Raw genomic sequence first — 15,909 nt, 5'->3', positions numbered from 1 at the left:
CTACTGGGTTGTTCAGGTACTTCACGGTCGGTGTCTCCTCGATGCGTGCTGGGGGCACCTGCCCGACTCTGGCTACTGTCTGTGTCTAGAGGCCATCGGTCGAAACTCTTGACGTTGTAAACCGCCTCACAGTAGCGTCCCATATTAAGCAACCACGACCACAATATGAGCCGCTTAAGTCTGGGGTAGCCATGAGAATGCGAGTGCGGGCCGCCGCCGCAGCCCTGCTGATGACCGTCGCCGTGGCGGGATGTTCCGAGAACCAGTCGTCCGGGGAGCCCGACGGCGAGAGCGCCGCCCCCTCCGCCGCCGTCAACTTCGGCGTCGGCGTCGACCCGGCGTACTCGCCGATCTACCTCGCCAATCAGGAAAACCTCTTCGAGCAGGCCGGTCTCAACGTGACCGTCACCCAGTACCAGGAGGGCACCGGCGGACTCGACGCCATCCTGGCCAAGCAGGGCCAGGTCACCGCCAGCACCGAGTCGAGCCTGCTCAACCGGGCGACGCGGGGCGATATCAAGGGACTCGCGGTCTTCTCCCAGTCGCCCAGCTTCATCAAGCTCGTCGCCCGCTCCGGCATCACCGACGTCGCCGGCATCAAGAAGTACGGCGTCGTGCCGGGGACCGTGAACGAGTACGCCACCAACAAGGTGCTCGACAGCGAGGGCATCAGCCGCGACGCGGTCGAGTTCGTCAACGCCTCGCCCGCCGAGATGCCGGCACTGCTGCAGCGCGGCGACGTCGACGGCTACATCATGTGGGAGCCGTGGCCGTCGCGCGGCGTCGCCAACGGCGGCACGGTGCTGCTGACCAGCGGAGACATCGGATACGTCTACAACCTGATCATCGGCGTCGACGGCGCCTGGTACGAGGCCAACACAGAAACCGCCAAGAAGGTCGTCGACACCATCGCCCAGGCGTGCGAGCAGATCACCGCCGACCCGGCCAAGGCCGGCACGGTCACCGAGGCGGCGATCAAGGTTCCGGCGGCCGAGGCGCAGTCCCTCCTCGAGGGCGTGCAGTGCCAGGTCCGGGACTTCACCGACGAGGACATCGCCCGCTACAACGAGATCGCCCAGTTCCAGCAGGAAAGCAACATCGTGGACCAGAAGGCCGACCCGGCGGCCGTCATGGTCAGGGGAGTGGTGTGAACCGCTCCGGCTCCCCGGTGTCCGTACGCGATGTCGACATCCGCTTCGACGACTTCGTGGCGGTCCGCCAGGCGAACCTGGACATCGCCGGTGGGGAGTTCGTCTGCCTGCTCGGCCCGAGCGGCTGCGGCAAGTCCACGCTGCTCAACGCGATCGCCGGGTTCGTCAAGCCGGTCGGTGGGGAGGTGACCTGCGCCGGCGCGCGGGTCACCGGCCCCGACGTGTCGCGCGGCGTGGTGTTCCAGAGCGCCGAGGCCCTCTTCCCGTGGCTGACCGTACGCCAGAACGTCGACTTCGGCCCCCGGATGCGCGGCGTCGGCAAGGCGCAGCGGGCCAGCGCCGTGGACCGCTACCTGGCCATGGTCGGGCTCAGTCACAGCGCCGACCGGTTCCCCGGTCAGCTCTCCGGCGGCATGCGCCAGCGCGCCCAGCTGGCCCGGGTGCTGGCCAACGAACCGTCGGTCGTGCTGATGGACGAGCCGTTCGGCGCCTTGGACGCGCAGACCCGGCTGGTGATGCAGGTCGAACTCGACCGGATCTGGCGGGAGACCGGCGCCACCATCGTGTTCGTCACCCACGACATCGGCGAGGCGATCCTGCTCGGCGACCGGATCGTCACCATGACCGCCGGTCCGTCGGCGGCGATCAAGAACGTCTACCCGTGCGAGCTGCCCCGGCCCCGCGACCTGACCGACCCGGCGAGCGCCGCGCTGTTCCGACGGTTGCGTGAGGACATCGGCACCGAGGTGGCCCGGACCCTGCGCGCCCAGGGCCTTGACGACGGGCATGACGGGCCGGACGCCAGGCAGGCCGCTGGCGACAACGGCGGCCGGGCCGCCGATGAGGACAGGAGGACGCGACGATGAGCGTGGACGTCCGTACCGTCCCGGAGCGGACCGGCCGCGCCGAGCCCGGTCCGGCCCGCCGACGCCGGACCCGGCCCCGGCTGACCCGGGTCGGGCTGTCGGTCCTGTCGGTGGCGCTCGGCATCGTCATCTGGGACCTGGTCAGCCGCAACTACACCGCCTTCTTCCTGCCGTCACCTCTGCTCACCTGGCGCGGCGCGGTCGAGCTGGTCCAGGACGGCACGCTGTGGAGCTCGGTGAGCGCCTCGTCGACCCGGATCCTGACCGGTTGGGGACTGGGCGTCGTGATCGGCGTACCGGTCGGGCTGCTGATGGGCTGCGTGCCGTGGCTGCGGCTGATGCTGGACCCGTACATCCAGTTCTTCCGGTTCGTGCCGCCGATCGCGTTCGTCACGCTGGCGATCATCTGGCTCGGCCCGGGCGAGGCGTCGAAGGTCGCCCTGATCTTCTACACGACCGTGTTCATCGTCGCGCTCAACACGCTGGCCGGGGTCCTGTCGGTCGACGAACTGCGGCTGCGGGCAGCCCGGGCGCTCGGCGCCGGTCCGGCCCGCACCCTGGTCTCGGTGGTGCTGCCCTCGACCGTGCCGCACGTGGTGACCGGCGCTCGGCTGGCCATGGGCAACTCCTTCCTGACGATCGTCTCCGCCGAGATCGTGGCGGCGCAGAGCGGCCTCGGCTCGCTGATCTGGACCGCCCGCAACTACGCCAAGACCGAGTGGGTCTTCGTCGGCATCATCGCCCTGGGCGTGCTCGGCTACCTCTTCGACTGGATCCTGCGGGCCGTCAGCAGCAGAACCCTGCGCCGCTACGGCGTCACCTTCTGACCGGGCCGCCCCGGTGACCCGGCCACGTCCCGCCCGACTCAGCGCACCCACCACTACCGAAAGGCTCGCCATGCTGTGCATCGGCGTCGACATCGGTGGCACCTTCACCGACGTCATCGTGTACGAGCCGGCCACCGCCCGGCTCGCCGAGGCCAAGACCCTCTCCACGCCGGACGACCCCGCGGCGGCCATCTTCGAGGGCCTGGCCAAGCTCGGCGTACGCCTCGACGAGGTCGACCGGTTCGTTCACGGCACCACCCGGGTCACCAACGCGCTGCTGGAAGGCTCCGGCGAGCCGGTCAGCGTGGTGGCGACGGAGGGCTTCCGCGACGTCCTGGAGATGGGACTGGGGCATCGGCCACAGCTCTACAGCGTCAAGGAGGCGGGACGTGCGCCGCTGACCCCGCGTCGGCTGCGGCACGTGCTGCGGGAGCGGATCGGCGCCGACGGCAGCGTGGTGCGGCCGCTGGACACCGCCGACCTCGACGCCGTCCTGGACCGGGTGGCCGCCGCCGGGCCGAAGGCCGTCGCCGTCTGCCTGCTGCACTCCTACCGCAACCCGGCGCACGAGCGGGCGGCGGCCTCCCGGCTCGCCGAGCGTCACCCCGGCCTGGTCTGCACGATCTCCTCAGACGTGGTGCCGGAGCAGGGCGAGTACGAGCGGTTCACCACCACCGTGCTCAACGCGAGCGTCCGGTCGACGGTCGCCGACTACCTGCGCGGGCTCGGCACCACGCTCGCGGCCGGCGGCTACGCCCACCCTCTGTCGATCATGACAAGCAGTGGTGGAATCGTCTCCACCGAGGAAGCCGGCCGGCTGCCGATCAATCTGGCGCTGTCCGGTCCGGCCGGCGGAGTCGCCGCCAGCGTCCACGTCGCCGGGCTGGCCGGCTACCCGAACGTGATCACCTGCGACATCGGTGGCACCAGCACCGACGTCTGCCTGATCAAGAACGGCGTCCCGTTGATGACAAACGACGGGAAGATCGCCGGCTACCCGAACCGCACCTTCCAGGTCGAGATCAACACGATCGGTGCCGGCGGCGGCTCGATCGCCTGGCGGGACCTGGGCGGTGAACTGCGGATCGGACCACGCAGCGCCGGCTCGACCCCCGGCCCCGCCGCGTACGGGCGGGGCGGCACCGAGCCGACGACCACCGACGCGCACCTGGTCGTCGGCCACCTCGATCCGCAGGAGAGCCTCGGCGGCGAGGTACGCCTCGACGTCACCGCCGCCCGGGCCGCCGTGCACCGCCTCGCCGCCGAGTTCGGTCTCGACGACCTGGCACTGGCCCACGGCATCATCACCATCGCCACCACCAAGATGACCAGCGCGATCAAGGAGATCTCGGTCGCCTGCGGTCACGACCCTCGGGACTTCGTGCTGATGCCCTTCGGTGGCGCCGGCCCGATGCACGCCACCGTGCTCGCCGACGAGCTGGGCATCCGCCGGGTGCTGGTGCCACCGGTGCCGGGCAACTTCTCCGCGCTCGGCTTCGTCACCGCCCAGGCCCGGCACGACTACGTGCGTACGGTGCTGGTGCCCGCCGACGAGGCGGGGCTGGGCGCGGTACGCGCCGTGACGGCCGAACTGCGTGACGTCGCGCGGGCACAGCTCAAGGCGGAGGACGGCGTCGAACCCGATCAGGTCACCTTCGGCCTGTCGGTCGGCATGCGGTTCCGGGGCCAGTCCTTCGACCTGGCCGTACCCGTCGAGGAGGTGCCGGCGACCGCGGAGGAGCTGGTGGCGATGTTCCACGCCGCCTACGCCGAGCGGTACGCGTACGCCCGGTCCGGGCACCCGGCCGAGATCGTCAACTGCCGGCTGACCGCGTTCGGTCCCCGACCCGCCGTCCGCTTCGCGCCCCCGGCCGGTGCCACGCCTCGACCCGGGAGCACCCGGATCTACGGGGCCGACGGCTGGGTCGACGCCACCGTCTGGCGGCGTACCGAGCTGACCCCCGGCGGCGCGGTGCGGGGCCCGGCGGTCATCCGGGAGAACGGCAGCACGACGGTGGTCGGCGCCAGCTGGACCGCCGACGTCGACGACCACGGAAATCTGCTGCTCGTCAAGGAGTGACCCGGTGATCCCCTCCGCCCTCGACGCCCTCGTCCTGGACCGCGCCGCCCGGGAACCGGACCGTCCGCTGTACGCCTTCGACGAGTGGGACCGACCGGTGTCGGCGGGTGAGTTCGCCGAACTGGCCGGCCGGGCAGCGGCGGTGCTGGCCACGCTCGGGGTCGGTCGTGGTGACCGGATCGCGGTGTGGGCCGAGAACAACCTGGGTTGGCTGGTCCTGCTCGCCGCCGCGGCGTGGCGGGGTGCCGCGCTGGTGACCCTGCATCCCGGCCTGAGCACCCCGGAGCTGAGCGCGGCGCTGGCCCGCAGTCGTCCGCGTCGGCTCTTCGTGGCCAACCAGGTTCGCGACCGCGACGGCCCGGCCACCGCCGTGCAGGCCGTCGCCGGGCTGCCGCCGGGCACCGGTCCCGACGGCTGGCACGCCTTCGGCGACGACCCGGCCGGACTGCCCGGCTGGACCGACGCGGTCCCGGCCCCGGCGGCGGCCCCGGACGCCACCCTGAACATCCAGTTCACCTCGGGCTCGACCGGTCCGGCCAAGATGGTCTCGCTCAGCGCCCGCAACCTGATCGTCAACGCGCGGTGGACGGCCGACGCCGCCGGTCTCGGCGCCGGCGACCGGATCGCCTCGCCGTTGCCCCTCGCGCACGCGGCCGGTCTCGGCAGCGGCGCCGTGCTGGCCCTGGTCACCGGGGCACTGTGGGTGTCGGGCCGCCGGTTCCGGTCCGGCCCGGTGCTGGCGCAGATCGCCCGGCACCGGTGCACCGTGCTCCAGGCCGTACCGACGATGGCCACGATGCTCGCCGACACCGTCGAGGCCGAGCCGGACCGGTTCGACCTGTCCTCGCTGCGGGTCGGCTTCCTCGGCGGCGCACCCTGCGCGCCGGCGCTGCTCGCTCGGACCCGGCGGGTGCTCGGGCTGGACCGCGTCGCCGTGGTCTACGGGCAGACCGAGGCCGGACCGACGATAAGCGTCGACCCCGGCGACGGAAGCTGCGGTCGCCCGGGCGACACGGTCGGCCGGATCGTGCCGGACCTGTGCGCCGTCGTCGTCGCTCCCGGCACCCGGACCGAGTTGCCCACCGGCAGCCCCGGTGAGCTGCTGGTGCGCGGCGAGTCGGTGACCGCTGGCTACGTCGACGACCCAGCTGCCACCCGGGCCACGATCACCTCCGACGGCTGGCTGCGCACCGGTGACCTGGGTGCGCTCAGCGCCGACCGGATCTTCACCCTCACCGGCCGGGTCAAGGAACTGATCATCCGGGGCGGCGAGAACGTCAGCCCTGCCGAGGTGGAGGCGGCCCTGCTCGACGACCCGGCCGTTGCCCAGGTGTGCGTACTCGGCGTGCCGTCGTCGCGCTGGGGCGAGGAGGTCGGCGCCGTCGTGGTCGCCGCTGCGGGTACCGAGATCGACCGTGACCGGCTCACCGGGCTGGCCGCCGCCCGGCTGGCCCGGCACAAGGTGCCGACGCTGATCCGGACGGTGCCGGGGCTGCCGCTGCTGCCGTCCGGAAAGGTCGACCGGCGTGCCGCGCTCGACCTGCTCACCGGCGAGGAGGAGCGCTGATGCAGCTCGGCTCGTGCTTTCTGGACTCGTTGACCGTCACCAGCTTCTTCGGCAATGCCGAGATGCGCGGCATCTTCAACGACCGCCAGCTCATGCAGTCCTGGCTCGACGTCGAGGCGGCCCTGGCCCGTGGTCAGGCCGGGCTCGGCCTCATCCCGTCGGCGGCGGCCCAGGCGATCACCGACGCGGCCCGGCTCGACCGGCTCGACACCGCCGTGCTCGCCGCCGACGCCGCCGACACCGTGCACCCGCTGGTGCCGCTGGTCCGGGCGCTGACCGCCGCCTGCTCCGGCGACGCCGGTCGCTATGTCCATCTCGGCGCCACCACCCAGGATGTGATGGACACCGGCTTCGTGCTGCGCGCCCGGGCCGGCCTGGACGTCGTGCAGCGCCAGGTCGACGACCTGGTACGCATCCTGCGCCGGTTGGCCCTGCGTCACCGGGCCACCCCGATGCCGGCCCGCACCCACGGCCAGCAGGCGCTGCCGACCACGTTCGGCCTGCGTTGCGCGGTGTGGCAGAGCGAGCTGCAACGGCACCGGGCCCGGCTGGCCCAGCTGCGCGAACGACTGCTGGTAACAAGCATGGGTGGGGCCGCCGGCACGATGGCCGGGTACGGCCCACAGGCGTTCGCGCTGGAACGGGCGGTGGCCGACGAACTCGGTCTCGGAGTCGCGGACACCCCGTGGCACGCCACGTCGGACCGGTTCGCCGAGTGCCTGATGGTCCTCGGGCTGGTCGCCGCCAGCGCCGAGAAGCTGGCCCGGGAAATCTACTTCCTCGGTCGTACCGAGGTCGGCGAGGCGTACGAGCCGCAGCGGACCACCCAGGTCGGCAGCAGCACCATGCCGCACAAACGCAACCCGATCCGGTGCGAGGCGGTGATCGCCGCCGCCGGCACGCTGCGCGCCCAGGTGCCGCTGGCCCTGCAGACGATGGTCGCCCAGGACGACCGGGACATGGGCGTCGGCATGACGCTGTGGAAGCTGCTGCCGGAGTGCTTCATCCTCATCGGCGGTGCCCTGGAACGGCTGGTCGAGGTCTTCGGTGACCTCGGTGTCAACCCGGACCGGATGCGGTCCAACCTGGACATCACCGGCGGGCTGGTGCTCTCCGAGGCGGTCATGCTGCGCCTGGCCGAATCGCTCGGCCGTGAGCAGGCCCACCACCTGGTGATGCGGATCGTCCGGGACAGCCTGGAGCAGAACCGGCCCTTCGCCGAGGTGCTGCGCGCCGATCCGCAGGTCGCCGCCGCCCTGCCCGGCACCGACCTGGCCAGTCTGCTCGACCCACTGTCGTACGTCGGCCACGCCGCCGCGCTCGTCGACCGAGCCCTCCTGACCTCGGAGTCAACATGACAAGTGACCACTCGGTGCTGCTGCACCGCTCGGGCCGGTTGGCCCGGGTGATCCTGCACCGTCCCTCCCGGCGCAATAGCTTCGACCTGCGCATGCTCGCCCGCTTCGAGGACGTGCTGCACGAACTCGGCCGCGACCGCACGGTCGAGGTGGTGGTGCTCACCGGCGAGGGTACGGCGTTCTGCGCCGGCACCGATCTGCACGAGCTGGCCGGCCTCGACGCCGAGACCACCATGTACGTCCAGCGGCGCACCGCCGAGCTTGTGGAGCGCTGGTACCGGCTGGAACAGACCACCGTCGCCGCCTTCAACGGCCCGGCGATCGGCTCGGGTGCCGTCCTCGGGCTCGCCAGTGACCTGCGGGTGGCCGCCGACCGCGCCTACTTCACCTTTCCCGAGGTGACCTTCGGCATCCCGTTGACCTGGAGCGGCATGGCGATTCTCGCCGATCTGGTCGGCGCCGACCTGGCCAAGCGCTGGCTGCTGCTCGGCGAACGGGTCGAACCGGCCGACATGCTGGCCCTGCGCCTGGTCACGGCCGTGGTCGACGCCGACGGACTGCCGGCCGCCGTCACCGGCATCACCGACCGGCTGCTCGCCACCTCGGCGGTCGGCCGGTCGATGACCAAGCGTGCCGCCCGGCTGGCCGGTCCCCGCTTCGACGCGGTGGCCAACGACTCCTACCTCGGCGCGCTCAGCGTGGCGCTGCGCCCGCCCGGCGGCTACCTGGACGGGGGAGCACGGTGAAGGTCTTCGAGGCGATCGCCGACGCCGTCGTCGCGCACGGCGTCGACACCGTGTTCGGGCTGCTCGGCGACGCCAACATGTTCCTGGTCGCCGACCTGGTGCACCGGCACGGGGTGCGGTTCGTCGCGGCCCGCAACGAGAACGCCGCGGTGATGATGGCCGACGGGTACGCCCGCACCACCGGCCGGTGCGCGGTCGCCACCGTCACCCAGGGGCCGGGGCTGGCCGTGGCCGGGGCGGCCCTGACCATTGCCCGGCAGGCCCGCACCCCGTTGGTGCTGATCGCCGGCGACACCCCGCCCGGCGACCCGCTGCACGTGCAGCATTTCGACCAGCAGCCGTACGCGCTGGCCACCGCGGGCACCTTCGTGCCGGTCGCCGCCGCCGGGACCGCCGTAAGCGATGTCGGGTTGGCGTTCCGGGCGGCCCGCGAGCTGCCCGGCCCGGTGGTGCTGAACGTGCCGATCGATCTCGCGGACGAGGCGGTGCCGCCCGGCCCGGTCGGGCCGGCGCCGGTGCCGCCCCGGGCGCCGCGACCGCTCGTGCCGGCTCCCGCCGACGTCGACGCGCTGGCCCGACGGCTGCGTACGGCGCAGCGTCCGGTGCTGCTCGCCGGCCGGGGCGCAGAGTCGGCCGCCGCCGCGATCCGGGAACTCGCCGACCGCAGTGGGGCCCTGCTCGCCACCACGCTGATGGCCGCCGGCCTGTTCGCCGGGCACCCGTACGACCTGGGGGTGGCCGGCGGGCTGTCCCGGCCGCTGACCCGGCGGGTGTTGGCCGGGGCGGACCTGGTGGTCACCTTAGGGGCCGGGCTCAACAGGTGGACCGCCGACCACGGTGCCCTCTTCCCGGACGCGGTGGTGGTGAGCGTGGACGTCGACCCGGCGGCGATCGGGGCGCGCTGGCCGGTGACCGCCGGGGTACTCGGCGACGCGGGTGAGACGGCCCGGGCGGTGTCGGCGGTGCTGGCGCCGGTACGCCGGCCGCACTGGCGCAGCGCCGACCTGTCGGCCGAGTTGGCGGTCGCCGACCCGTTCGCCGGCCTGGTCATCGCATCCACGGCGGACCGCATCGATCCACGCGCGTTCATCCGGATCTGCGCCGGCCGGCTGCCGCGCGAGCGGACCACCGTCGTGGGCGTCGGTCACTTCGGCGGCTGGCCCAACCTGCTGCTCGATTCGACCGCCACCGACCGGTCGTTCGTCGCGCCGTGGGAGTTCGGCAGCATCGGCGTCGGGCTGCCGTTCGCGGTGGGCGCCGCCGTGGGCCGTCCCGACCGGCCGGTGGTCGCCTTCGAGGGCGATGGCAGCCTGCTCACCGGGCTCGGTGAGCTGGACACTCTCGCCCGGGTCGGCGCGCCGGTGCTGCTGGTGCTGCTCGACGACGCCGCGTACGGCGCGGAGGTGCGCAAGCTCGCCCCGCGGGGGGTCGACCCGGAACTGGCCCGGTTCCCCGAACGGGATCTCGCCGCGGTGGCCCGCGCGCTCGGGGTGCCGGCGTGGACCGTCACCGACGACGCGGGCGCGCAGGCCGCCTTCGACGAGGTGCTGCCGCTGACCGGGCCGGCCGTGCTGCACGTGCGGGTACGCCCCGACGTGGTGCAGGAGAAGTTTTGACCGGGTCAGTCGCCCCAGACGTCGCCGAAGCCGTACCCGAGCTGCCGGGACAGTTCGTCGGCGGTCCGGCAGGCCGCCGCGGCGAGTTCCGCCACCCGTGCCTCGTCGAGCCGGAAGATCGGGCCGGACACGCTTATCGCGCCGGTGACCCGGCCGTGGCGGTCGCGGACCGGCGCGGCCACGACCCGCAGTCCCTCCTCGCTCTCCTGGTCGTTGAGGGCCCAGCCCTGCTGCCGGACGGTCGCCATCCGGGCGACGAAGGTGTCCAGGTCGGTGATCGTGTTGGCGGTCAGGGCGGTGAACGGTGCGCTGGCCAGCGTGCTGCGCAGGTGCGCGTCGTCCTGGTCGATCAGCAGGGCCTTGCCGGCGGCGCTGCACCACAGCGGGATGCGGCGGCCGAGCCGGGAGACGAGCTGAAGGTTGCGGGTGCCCTGCACCACGTGGATCGAGATCGCGTCGAGGCCCTCCAGGACCGACAGGTTGACGCTCTCACCCTCCTCCTCGGCCAGCCGGTGCACCAGGGGACGGGCGACGGCGTGCAGGTCGAGGCCGGCGAGGTAGCGGGCACCGAGTTCGAAGACGGTGACCCCGAGCCGGTAGTTCCCGTTCTCCTCGTTGCGCTGCAGGAAGTTGGCGTCGGCCAGGGCACGGAACAGCCGGCTGGCGGTCGACTTGTGCAGCCCCAGCTCACGGCTGACGTCACTGACCTTGCGCTCGGTGTCGGTGCCGCGGAAGGCGAGCAGCACGCTGAGCGCGCGGTCCAGCGCCTGCGTGCCGGACTCGCGGGGGGCCGGCCCGTCGTCCGGGCCGGGGTCAGTGGCGTACGACATCTTGCTTCCCACCTTCTCGGTTGCTAGGTTTCATAATATAACTCTAGGACCACAATATGGTCCAGTCCATGACCGGGATCGAGCCGGAACCAGTGAGGCATCCGCATGACTGTGAACCCGATCGACCTGGAAGTCGTCACCGAAGGTCTCATCTCGATCGTCCGGGAGATGCGACAGACGATCTTCCGTACGGCGCACTCGCCGGTGATCGCCGACGCGCAGGACTTCTCCTGCGCGCTGTTCGACCCGCAGGGTCAGATGGTCGCCCAGGGCCGGGACATGCCCGGTCACGTCATCGCCATGCCGGCCTCGGTCGCCGAGATCTTCGCCGACTTCGCCGACGAGATGCGTCCCGGTGACCTCTACATCGTCAACGACCCCTACCGTGGCGGCAGCCACCTCAACGACGTCACCCTGATCAGCCCGGTCTTCGTCGACGGGAAGCTCTTTCTCTTCCCCTGCGTACGCATGCACTGGGCGGACATCGGCGGGATGACCCCGGGCAGCGTCTCCGGCCAGGCCACCGAGATCCTCCAGGAGGGGCTGCGGATCCCGCCGATCAGGCTGATCGAGCAGGGCCGGCCCAACCGGGCCGCGTTCGACATCGTCTTCGCCAACGTGCGGATGGCCGAGGAACGCCGCGGCGACCTCGAATCCAGCATCGCCGCCTGCCACACGGCCGAACGCCGGCTGCGGGAACTCGTCGCCCGGCACGGCGTCGACCTGATCGGCGAATCCGTCGCGGCCAACATGGACCGCACCGAGCAGCGGCTGCGCGCCATGATCCGGTCCCTGCCCGACGGCACCTACCGCTACGAGGACTACCTCGACCTCTACACCGACGGCCGGTACGACGCCGCCATCGTCCGCTGTGCGCTCACCGTCGACGGCGACGAGATCGAGGCCGACTTCCGCGGCTCGTCGACCCAGGTGGCGGCCGTGGTGAACTCCTCGCGGGCGATGACCGTGGCGGGCGTCTTCATCGCGGTCAAGTCGGCACTGGACCCCGGCGGCCTGGTCAACCACGGCGCGTTCCGGCCGCTGCGGGTGCTCACCGAACCCGGCACCGTCGTGCACGTCAGCTACCCGGCCCCGGCCAACGCGCACAGCGAGGTCCGCAAGCGGGTCATCTCGGCCGTGATGGCCGCCCTCAGCCAGGTGGCACCCGACCTCATCGCCGCCGACCAGTTCGGCACCACCTTCCAGAACCTCATCGGCGGCGTCGACGAGCACACCGGGCGGCCCTACCTCTACTACGACTACCCGGCCGGTGGCAACGGCGGATTCCTCGAATCCGACGGGCCCAGCGCGATGAACCCGGTCGACCTCGGCGACATCTCCACCATCCAGTCCGTCGAACGACTGGAGACCGAGATCCCGATTCTCATCGAGGCGTGCGAGCTGCGGACCGGCTCGTGCGGCGACGGGGTCCGTCGCGGCGGGCTCGGCAGCCGCCGGGAAACCCGCCTGCTGGCCAGCGGTGGCGCCTACTCGGTGCAGACCGACCGGACCACCGTCCCGCCATACGGGCTGCGCAACGGCGGGCCCGGCGCACCGACGGTGACCCACATCCGGCGCGCGGACGGCGAGCGGGTCGACTTCGCCACCCCCGGCAAGGTCGCCGGCTTCCCGATGCGCGCCGGTGACGTACTGGTCATGGAGTCGGCTGGCGGTGGCGGCTGGGGCGACCCGCTGGAACGGCTGCCCGAGGACGTCGCCGAGGACGTCGCCCAGGAGTACCTGACCGTTGCCGAGGCCCGGCGGCGCTACGGCGTCGAACTCGACCCGGCCGGCGACGTCGACGTCGCTGCGACCGCCGCCAACCGGCAACGGTTGCGCGACGAGCGGCGCTGGCTGCGGACCACCGTCACCGCCAACCCGGCCTACACCGGGCAGCGGGGGCGGCGACGTCTGGCGTACGTCGCCGCCGACAGCGACCTCGCCGAGGACACCCTCGTCGAGGTGCACGGCGCACACCCGGCCCCGCTGCGGGCCTGGATCCGGCACGACGCGGCACTGGCCGCTGACGAACTCGCCCTCGACGACGACGGGCTGCAGATTCTCGGCACCGCCCCGCACGACCGTAGCTACGTGCGGGTGCTCGCCGGGGAAGGATGGTCATGAGCAAGGTCTTCCGGGTGCCGCTGCCGCCGGCCCGGGGCGGCGCCACCACCGCCGCACGGGCACCACAGCCGACCGCCACCCCGCCGCGCTGCGGCATCGTCGCCGGCTGCCTCAGCCCACACCCACCACACCTGATCTACGCCGAGAACCCGCCGCAGAACGAGCCGCGCTCCACCGGCGGCTGGGAGACGCTGCGCTGGGCGTACGAGCGGCTACGGACCCGCATCCGTGAGGTGCACAAACCGGACGTGCTCATCGTGCACGCCCCGCACTGGATCACGATGGTCGGCCACCACGTCAACTGCGTGCCGAACCCGCGTGGTATCTCCGTCGAGCCGATCTTCCCGCACCTGTTCCGCTACCGCTACGACTTCCGTACCGACGTCGAACTCGGTGAGGCGATCGCCGACGAGGCCGCCGGACTCGGACTTGTCACCCGCACGCTGCGCGACCCCCGGGTACGCGTCGACTACGCCACCATCGGCGCGCTGCACCTGGCGAACCCGGCCTGGGACATCCCGGTGGTCTCGCTGTCGGCCAACAACAACCCGTACTTCTACTCCGACGCGTCGCTGGAGGAGATGGAGGTGCTCGGCGAGGCCACCCGGCGGGCGGTCGAGGCCACCGGCCGGCGGGCCGTCCTGCTCGCCTCCAACTCGCTGTCGCACCTGCACTGGCACGAGGAGCCGGAGCTGCCCGAGGACATGGAACGGGAACACCCGTACAACAACCACCAGTACCGGTGGGACATGAAGCTGCTGGAGGCGATCCGGCGCGGCCCCACCGCACCGTTGCGCGAACTCATCCCCGAACACATCGAGGCGACCGCCTCGGAGACGAAGGCCGGCAGCCTCACCTGGATGCTCGCCGCGATGGGCTGGCCCAAGGTCGGCGGTGACGTGCTCGGCTACGGCACCATCATCGGCACCGGCAACGCGGTGGTGGAGTGGCTGCCCGAGGGGAGCCACCATGGCTGACCGAACCGGAATTCTCGCCGGGGCGCTGCTACCCGGCATGCCCCATCTGCTCGCCGACCAACCGGCACCGAGCTGGTCGGCGCTCGCCGACGCGGCCCGGGACGTCGGCGCCCGGCTGCGGCGCCTCGAACCCGACGTGGTGCTGCTGCTGTCGACGCAGTGGTTCACCGTCCTCGGTCACCAGTTCCAGTGCGACCCCAACCCACGCGGCCAGCACGTCGACGAGAACTGGTACGCCTACGACTACGGCCTGCTCGACTACGACCTGCGGTTCGACGTCGACTTCACCGAACGGTGGGCCGCGCGGGTGCAGGCCGGGGGAATGCAGGCCCGGCGGACCCGCTACGACGGGTTCCCGATCGACACCGGCACCATCGTCACCTCCGCCCTGCTCGACCCGGAGCGGAAACTGCGCTGGGCACAGGTCTCCTGCAACCTCTACGCCGACGCCGAGACCCTCGCCGACGTGGGTCGGGCCGGTGCCGCCGCCGCCCGCGACGCCGGCCTGCGCGCCGCGGTCGTCGTGGTGACCGGGATGTCCTCGGGACTCATCCAGCAGTGGATCGACCCCGGCCAGGACCGCATCGGCGCACCCGGCCACGAGCAGTGGAACACCCGGATCCTCGACCTGCTCACCGCCGGCAAGGTCGACGAGGTCCTCGCCGTCCGTGAGGAATTCGCCCGGCAGGCGCAGGCCGACAGCCAGTTCCGGGCACTCGCCTTCGCCGCCGGTGCCGAAGCGGCCACCGGTCCGGCACATCTGCACGCCTACGGCCCGATCTGGGGCACCGGCGGCGCCGTCGTGTCCTGGAACCTGCCAGACCACCACTAGAGGAGAGAGCATGCGCAACAGTGCCGTGGGCTTCGTCGAGGCCGAAGGTTTCACCCCCATCTTCGACGCCGTCGACGCGATGGTGAAGGCCACCGAGGTCGAGGTGACCAAGGTGGTCCGGCTCGGCGGCGGGATCGTCGCCGTCGCCGTCCGCGGTGACCTCGCGACCGTCGAGGAAGCCGTCGACATCGGCGAGGAGACCGCCCGGGCCAAGAGCCGCTCGGTGCGTTCGATCGTCTTCGCCAGCCCCTGCGACGCCGTCAGCGCGCTGGCGGCCGACCCCCAACTCGTCGGAAACTGACCCACCGGTAAGGAGAACCAGACATGTCCTCCGACATCGCGATCGGAATCGTCGAGACCCGAGGCGTCGTGGCCCTCTCGGCCGGCATCGAAGCCATGATCAAAACCGCGGACGTACGGTGCGTCGGCGTCGAACGGGTCACCAGCGGCTACCTGGCCGTCGCCGTACGCGGCACGCTCGCCGCCGTACGGCAGGCCGTCGCCGCCGGCGAGGCCGCCATCCGCGCCCACGGCGAGCTGCGCAGCTCGCAGGTCTATCCCAAGCCGCACCCGAACACCGCAGCGCTGCTCGACAACCCGGAAACCGCCCGGATCCGTGAGGTCATGGCCGCCCTGCCCGGAGCGAGCTGATGGTCCTCGGTGAGGTCGTCGGCAAGGTGTGGGCGGACCGGATCCTGCCGTCGTTGCAGGGCCGGCGGCTCGTCCTGATCCGGGTCCGGCCGGACGGCCCCGACCTGGTGGCGGTCGACCCGCTGAACGTCGGCGTCGGCACCACCGTGCTTGTCGTCACCGACGAGGCCGCCGCCGCGGTGGCCGGCGAGCCCACCGTGGACGCCGCTGTCGTAGCCCTGGTCGCCGAGAGCGGGGCCGACGAGGCCGCCGACACCGCGTCCATCACCGCCTGACCGAAAGGT

15 protein-coding genes are annotated in these 15,909 nt (G+C 72.0%); 14 read left to right on the top strand and 1 reads right to left on the bottom strand.

Annotation, left to right across the window (positions count from 1 at the left end; genetic code table 11):
• The first annotated feature begins 191 nt into the window (after positions 1-191).
• The 8 genes from O7597_RS29720 (at position 192) to O7597_RS29685 (ending at position 10,211) form a co-directional block, all read left to right on the top strand.
• On the top strand, positions 192-1,151 hold the full coding sequence (locus O7597_RS29720) for an ABC transporter substrate-binding protein (protein WP_269741996.1): 960 nt from the start codon (positions 192-194) through the stop codon (positions 1,149-1,151).
• On the top strand, positions 1,148-2,017 hold the full coding sequence (locus tag O7597_RS29715) for an ABC transporter ATP-binding protein (protein WP_281581416.1): 870 nt from the start codon (positions 1,148-1,150) through the stop codon (positions 2,015-2,017). Before O7597_RS29720 ends, O7597_RS29715 begins: the two co-directional genes overlap by 4 nt.
• A complete protein-coding gene (locus O7597_RS29710) occupies positions 2,014-2,844 on the top strand; it encodes an ABC transporter permease (protein ID WP_281581415.1) in 831 nt (276 codons plus the stop codon). Before O7597_RS29715 ends, O7597_RS29710 begins: the two co-directional genes overlap by 4 nt.
• 70 nt (positions 2,845-2,914) lie before the next feature.
• Positions 2,915-4,924: a hydantoinase/oxoprolinase family protein gene (locus O7597_RS29705; protein ID WP_281581414.1), complete on the top strand. Its 2,010-nt coding sequence runs from the start codon at positions 2,915-2,917 to the stop codon at positions 4,922-4,924.
• Positions 4,925-4,928: 4 nt separating this feature from the next.
• Entirely contained in the window at positions 4,929-6,491 is a 1,563-nt protein-coding gene (locus tag O7597_RS29700) for a class I adenylate-forming enzyme family protein (protein ID WP_281581413.1), read from the top strand.
• Entirely contained in the window at positions 6,491-7,849 is a 1,359-nt protein-coding gene (gene purB / locus O7597_RS29695) for an adenylosuccinate lyase (RefSeq protein WP_281581412.1), read from the top strand. The genes O7597_RS29700 and purB overlap by 1 nt, the downstream gene beginning before the upstream one ends.
• Complete coding sequence (locus O7597_RS29690) at positions 7,846-8,595, top strand: enoyl-CoA hydratase/isomerase family protein (RefSeq protein WP_281581411.1); 750 nt, start codon at positions 7,846-7,848, stop codon at positions 8,593-8,595. The genes purB and O7597_RS29690 overlap by 4 nt, the downstream gene beginning before the upstream one ends.
• Positions 8,592-10,211 carry a thiamine pyrophosphate-binding protein gene (locus tag O7597_RS29685; protein WP_281581410.1) on the top strand — a complete coding sequence of 540 codons (1,620 nt, stop codon included), beginning with the start codon at positions 8,592-8,594 and terminating at the stop codon, positions 10,209-10,211. The genes O7597_RS29690 and O7597_RS29685 overlap by 4 nt, the downstream gene beginning before the upstream one ends.
• A gap of 5 nt (positions 10,212-10,216) precedes the next feature.
• Here O7597_RS29685 and O7597_RS29680 read toward each other — a convergent pair whose 3' ends face one another.
• Positions 10,217-11,041: an IclR family transcriptional regulator gene (locus tag O7597_RS29680; protein ID WP_281581409.1), complete on the bottom strand. Its 825-nt coding sequence runs from the start codon at positions 11,039-11,041 to the stop codon at positions 10,217-10,219.
• 105 nt (positions 11,042-11,146) lie between these two features.
• Here O7597_RS29680 and O7597_RS29675 point away from each other — a divergent pair, with 105 nt between their 5' ends.
• From O7597_RS29675 to O7597_RS29650, 6 genes are read left to right on the top strand one after another with little or no spacing between them, the layout of a single operon-like run.
• Complete coding sequence (locus O7597_RS29675; RefSeq protein WP_281581408.1) at positions 11,147-13,165, top strand: hydantoinase B/oxoprolinase family protein; 2,019 nt, start codon at positions 11,147-11,149, stop codon at positions 13,163-13,165.
• Complete coding sequence (locus tag O7597_RS29670) at positions 13,162-14,142, top strand: tRNA U-34 5-methylaminomethyl-2-thiouridine biosynthesis protein (protein ID WP_269741986.1); 981 nt, start codon at positions 13,162-13,164, stop codon at positions 14,140-14,142. The genes O7597_RS29675 and O7597_RS29670 overlap by 4 nt, the downstream gene beginning before the upstream one ends.
• On the top strand, positions 14,135-14,974 hold the full coding sequence (locus tag O7597_RS29665; RefSeq protein WP_269741985.1) for a 2-amino-5-chlorophenol 1,6-dioxygenase subunit alpha: 840 nt from the start codon (positions 14,135-14,137) through the stop codon (positions 14,972-14,974). The genes O7597_RS29670 and O7597_RS29665 overlap by 8 nt, the downstream gene beginning before the upstream one ends.
• Before the next feature lie 10 nt (positions 14,975-14,984).
• Positions 14,985-15,275 carry a BMC domain-containing protein gene (locus O7597_RS29660; RefSeq protein ID WP_269741984.1) on the top strand — a complete coding sequence of 97 codons (291 nt, stop codon included), beginning with the start codon at positions 14,985-14,987 and terminating at the stop codon, positions 15,273-15,275.
• A gap of 23 nt (positions 15,276-15,298) precedes the next feature.
• Positions 15,299-15,625, top strand: a complete 327-nt coding sequence (locus tag O7597_RS29655) for a BMC domain-containing protein (protein WP_269741983.1) — start codon at positions 15,299-15,301, stop codon at positions 15,623-15,625.
• A complete protein-coding gene (locus O7597_RS29650) occupies positions 15,625-15,900 on the top strand; it encodes a EutN/CcmL family microcompartment protein (RefSeq protein WP_269741982.1) in 276 nt (91 codons plus the stop codon). Before O7597_RS29655 ends, O7597_RS29650 begins: the two co-directional genes overlap by 1 nt.
• Positions 15,901-15,909 lie beyond the last annotated feature (9 nt).

Source organism: Verrucosispora sp. WMMC514 (assembly GCF_027497295.1).
GTDB lineage: Bacteria > Actinomycetota > Actinomycetes > Mycobacteriales > Micromonosporaceae > Micromonospora > Micromonospora palythoicola.
This window is presented reverse-complemented; position numbering and strand designations above follow the sequence as displayed.

What these genes read in the sequence shown, in the direction of transcription:
- O7597_RS29720 (WP_269741996.1), top strand. Translation starts at nt 192, where the DNA reads ATGAGAATGCGAGTGCGGGCCGCCGCCGCAGCCCTGCTGATGACCGTC.
- O7597_RS29710 (WP_281581415.1), top strand. Translation starts at nt 2,014, where the DNA reads ATGAGCGTGGACGTCCGTACCGTCCCGGAGCGGACCGGCCGCGCCGAG.
- O7597_RS29705 (WP_281581414.1), top strand. Translation starts at nt 2,915, where the DNA reads ATGCTGTGCATCGGCGTCGACATCGGTGGCACCTTCACCGACGTCATC.
- purB (WP_281581412.1), top strand. Translation starts at nt 6,491, where the DNA reads ATGCAGCTCGGCTCGTGCTTTCTGGACTCGTTGACCGTCACCAGCTTC.
- O7597_RS29690 (WP_281581411.1), top strand. Translation starts at nt 7,846, where the DNA reads ATGACAAGTGACCACTCGGTGCTGCTGCACCGCTCGGGCCGGTTGGCC.
- O7597_RS29680 (WP_281581409.1), bottom strand. Translation starts at nt 11,041, where the DNA reads ATGTCGTACGCCACTGACCCCGGCCCGGACGACGGGCCGGCCCCCCGC.
- O7597_RS29675 (WP_281581408.1), top strand. Translation starts at nt 11,147, where the DNA reads ATGACTGTGAACCCGATCGACCTGGAAGTCGTCACCGAAGGTCTCATC.
- O7597_RS29670 (WP_269741986.1), top strand. Translation starts at nt 13,162, where the DNA reads ATGAGCAAGGTCTTCCGGGTGCCGCTGCCGCCGGCCCGGGGCGGCGCC.
- O7597_RS29665 (WP_269741985.1), top strand. Translation starts at nt 14,135, where the DNA reads ATGGCTGACCGAACCGGAATTCTCGCCGGGGCGCTGCTACCCGGCATG.
- O7597_RS29660 (WP_269741984.1), top strand. Translation starts at nt 14,985, where the DNA reads ATGCGCAACAGTGCCGTGGGCTTCGTCGAGGCCGAAGGTTTCACCCCC.
- O7597_RS29655 (WP_269741983.1), top strand. Translation starts at nt 15,299, where the DNA reads ATGTCCTCCGACATCGCGATCGGAATCGTCGAGACCCGAGGCGTCGTG.
- O7597_RS29650 (WP_269741982.1), top strand. Translation starts at nt 15,625, where the DNA reads ATGGTCCTCGGTGAGGTCGTCGGCAAGGTGTGGGCGGACCGGATCCTG.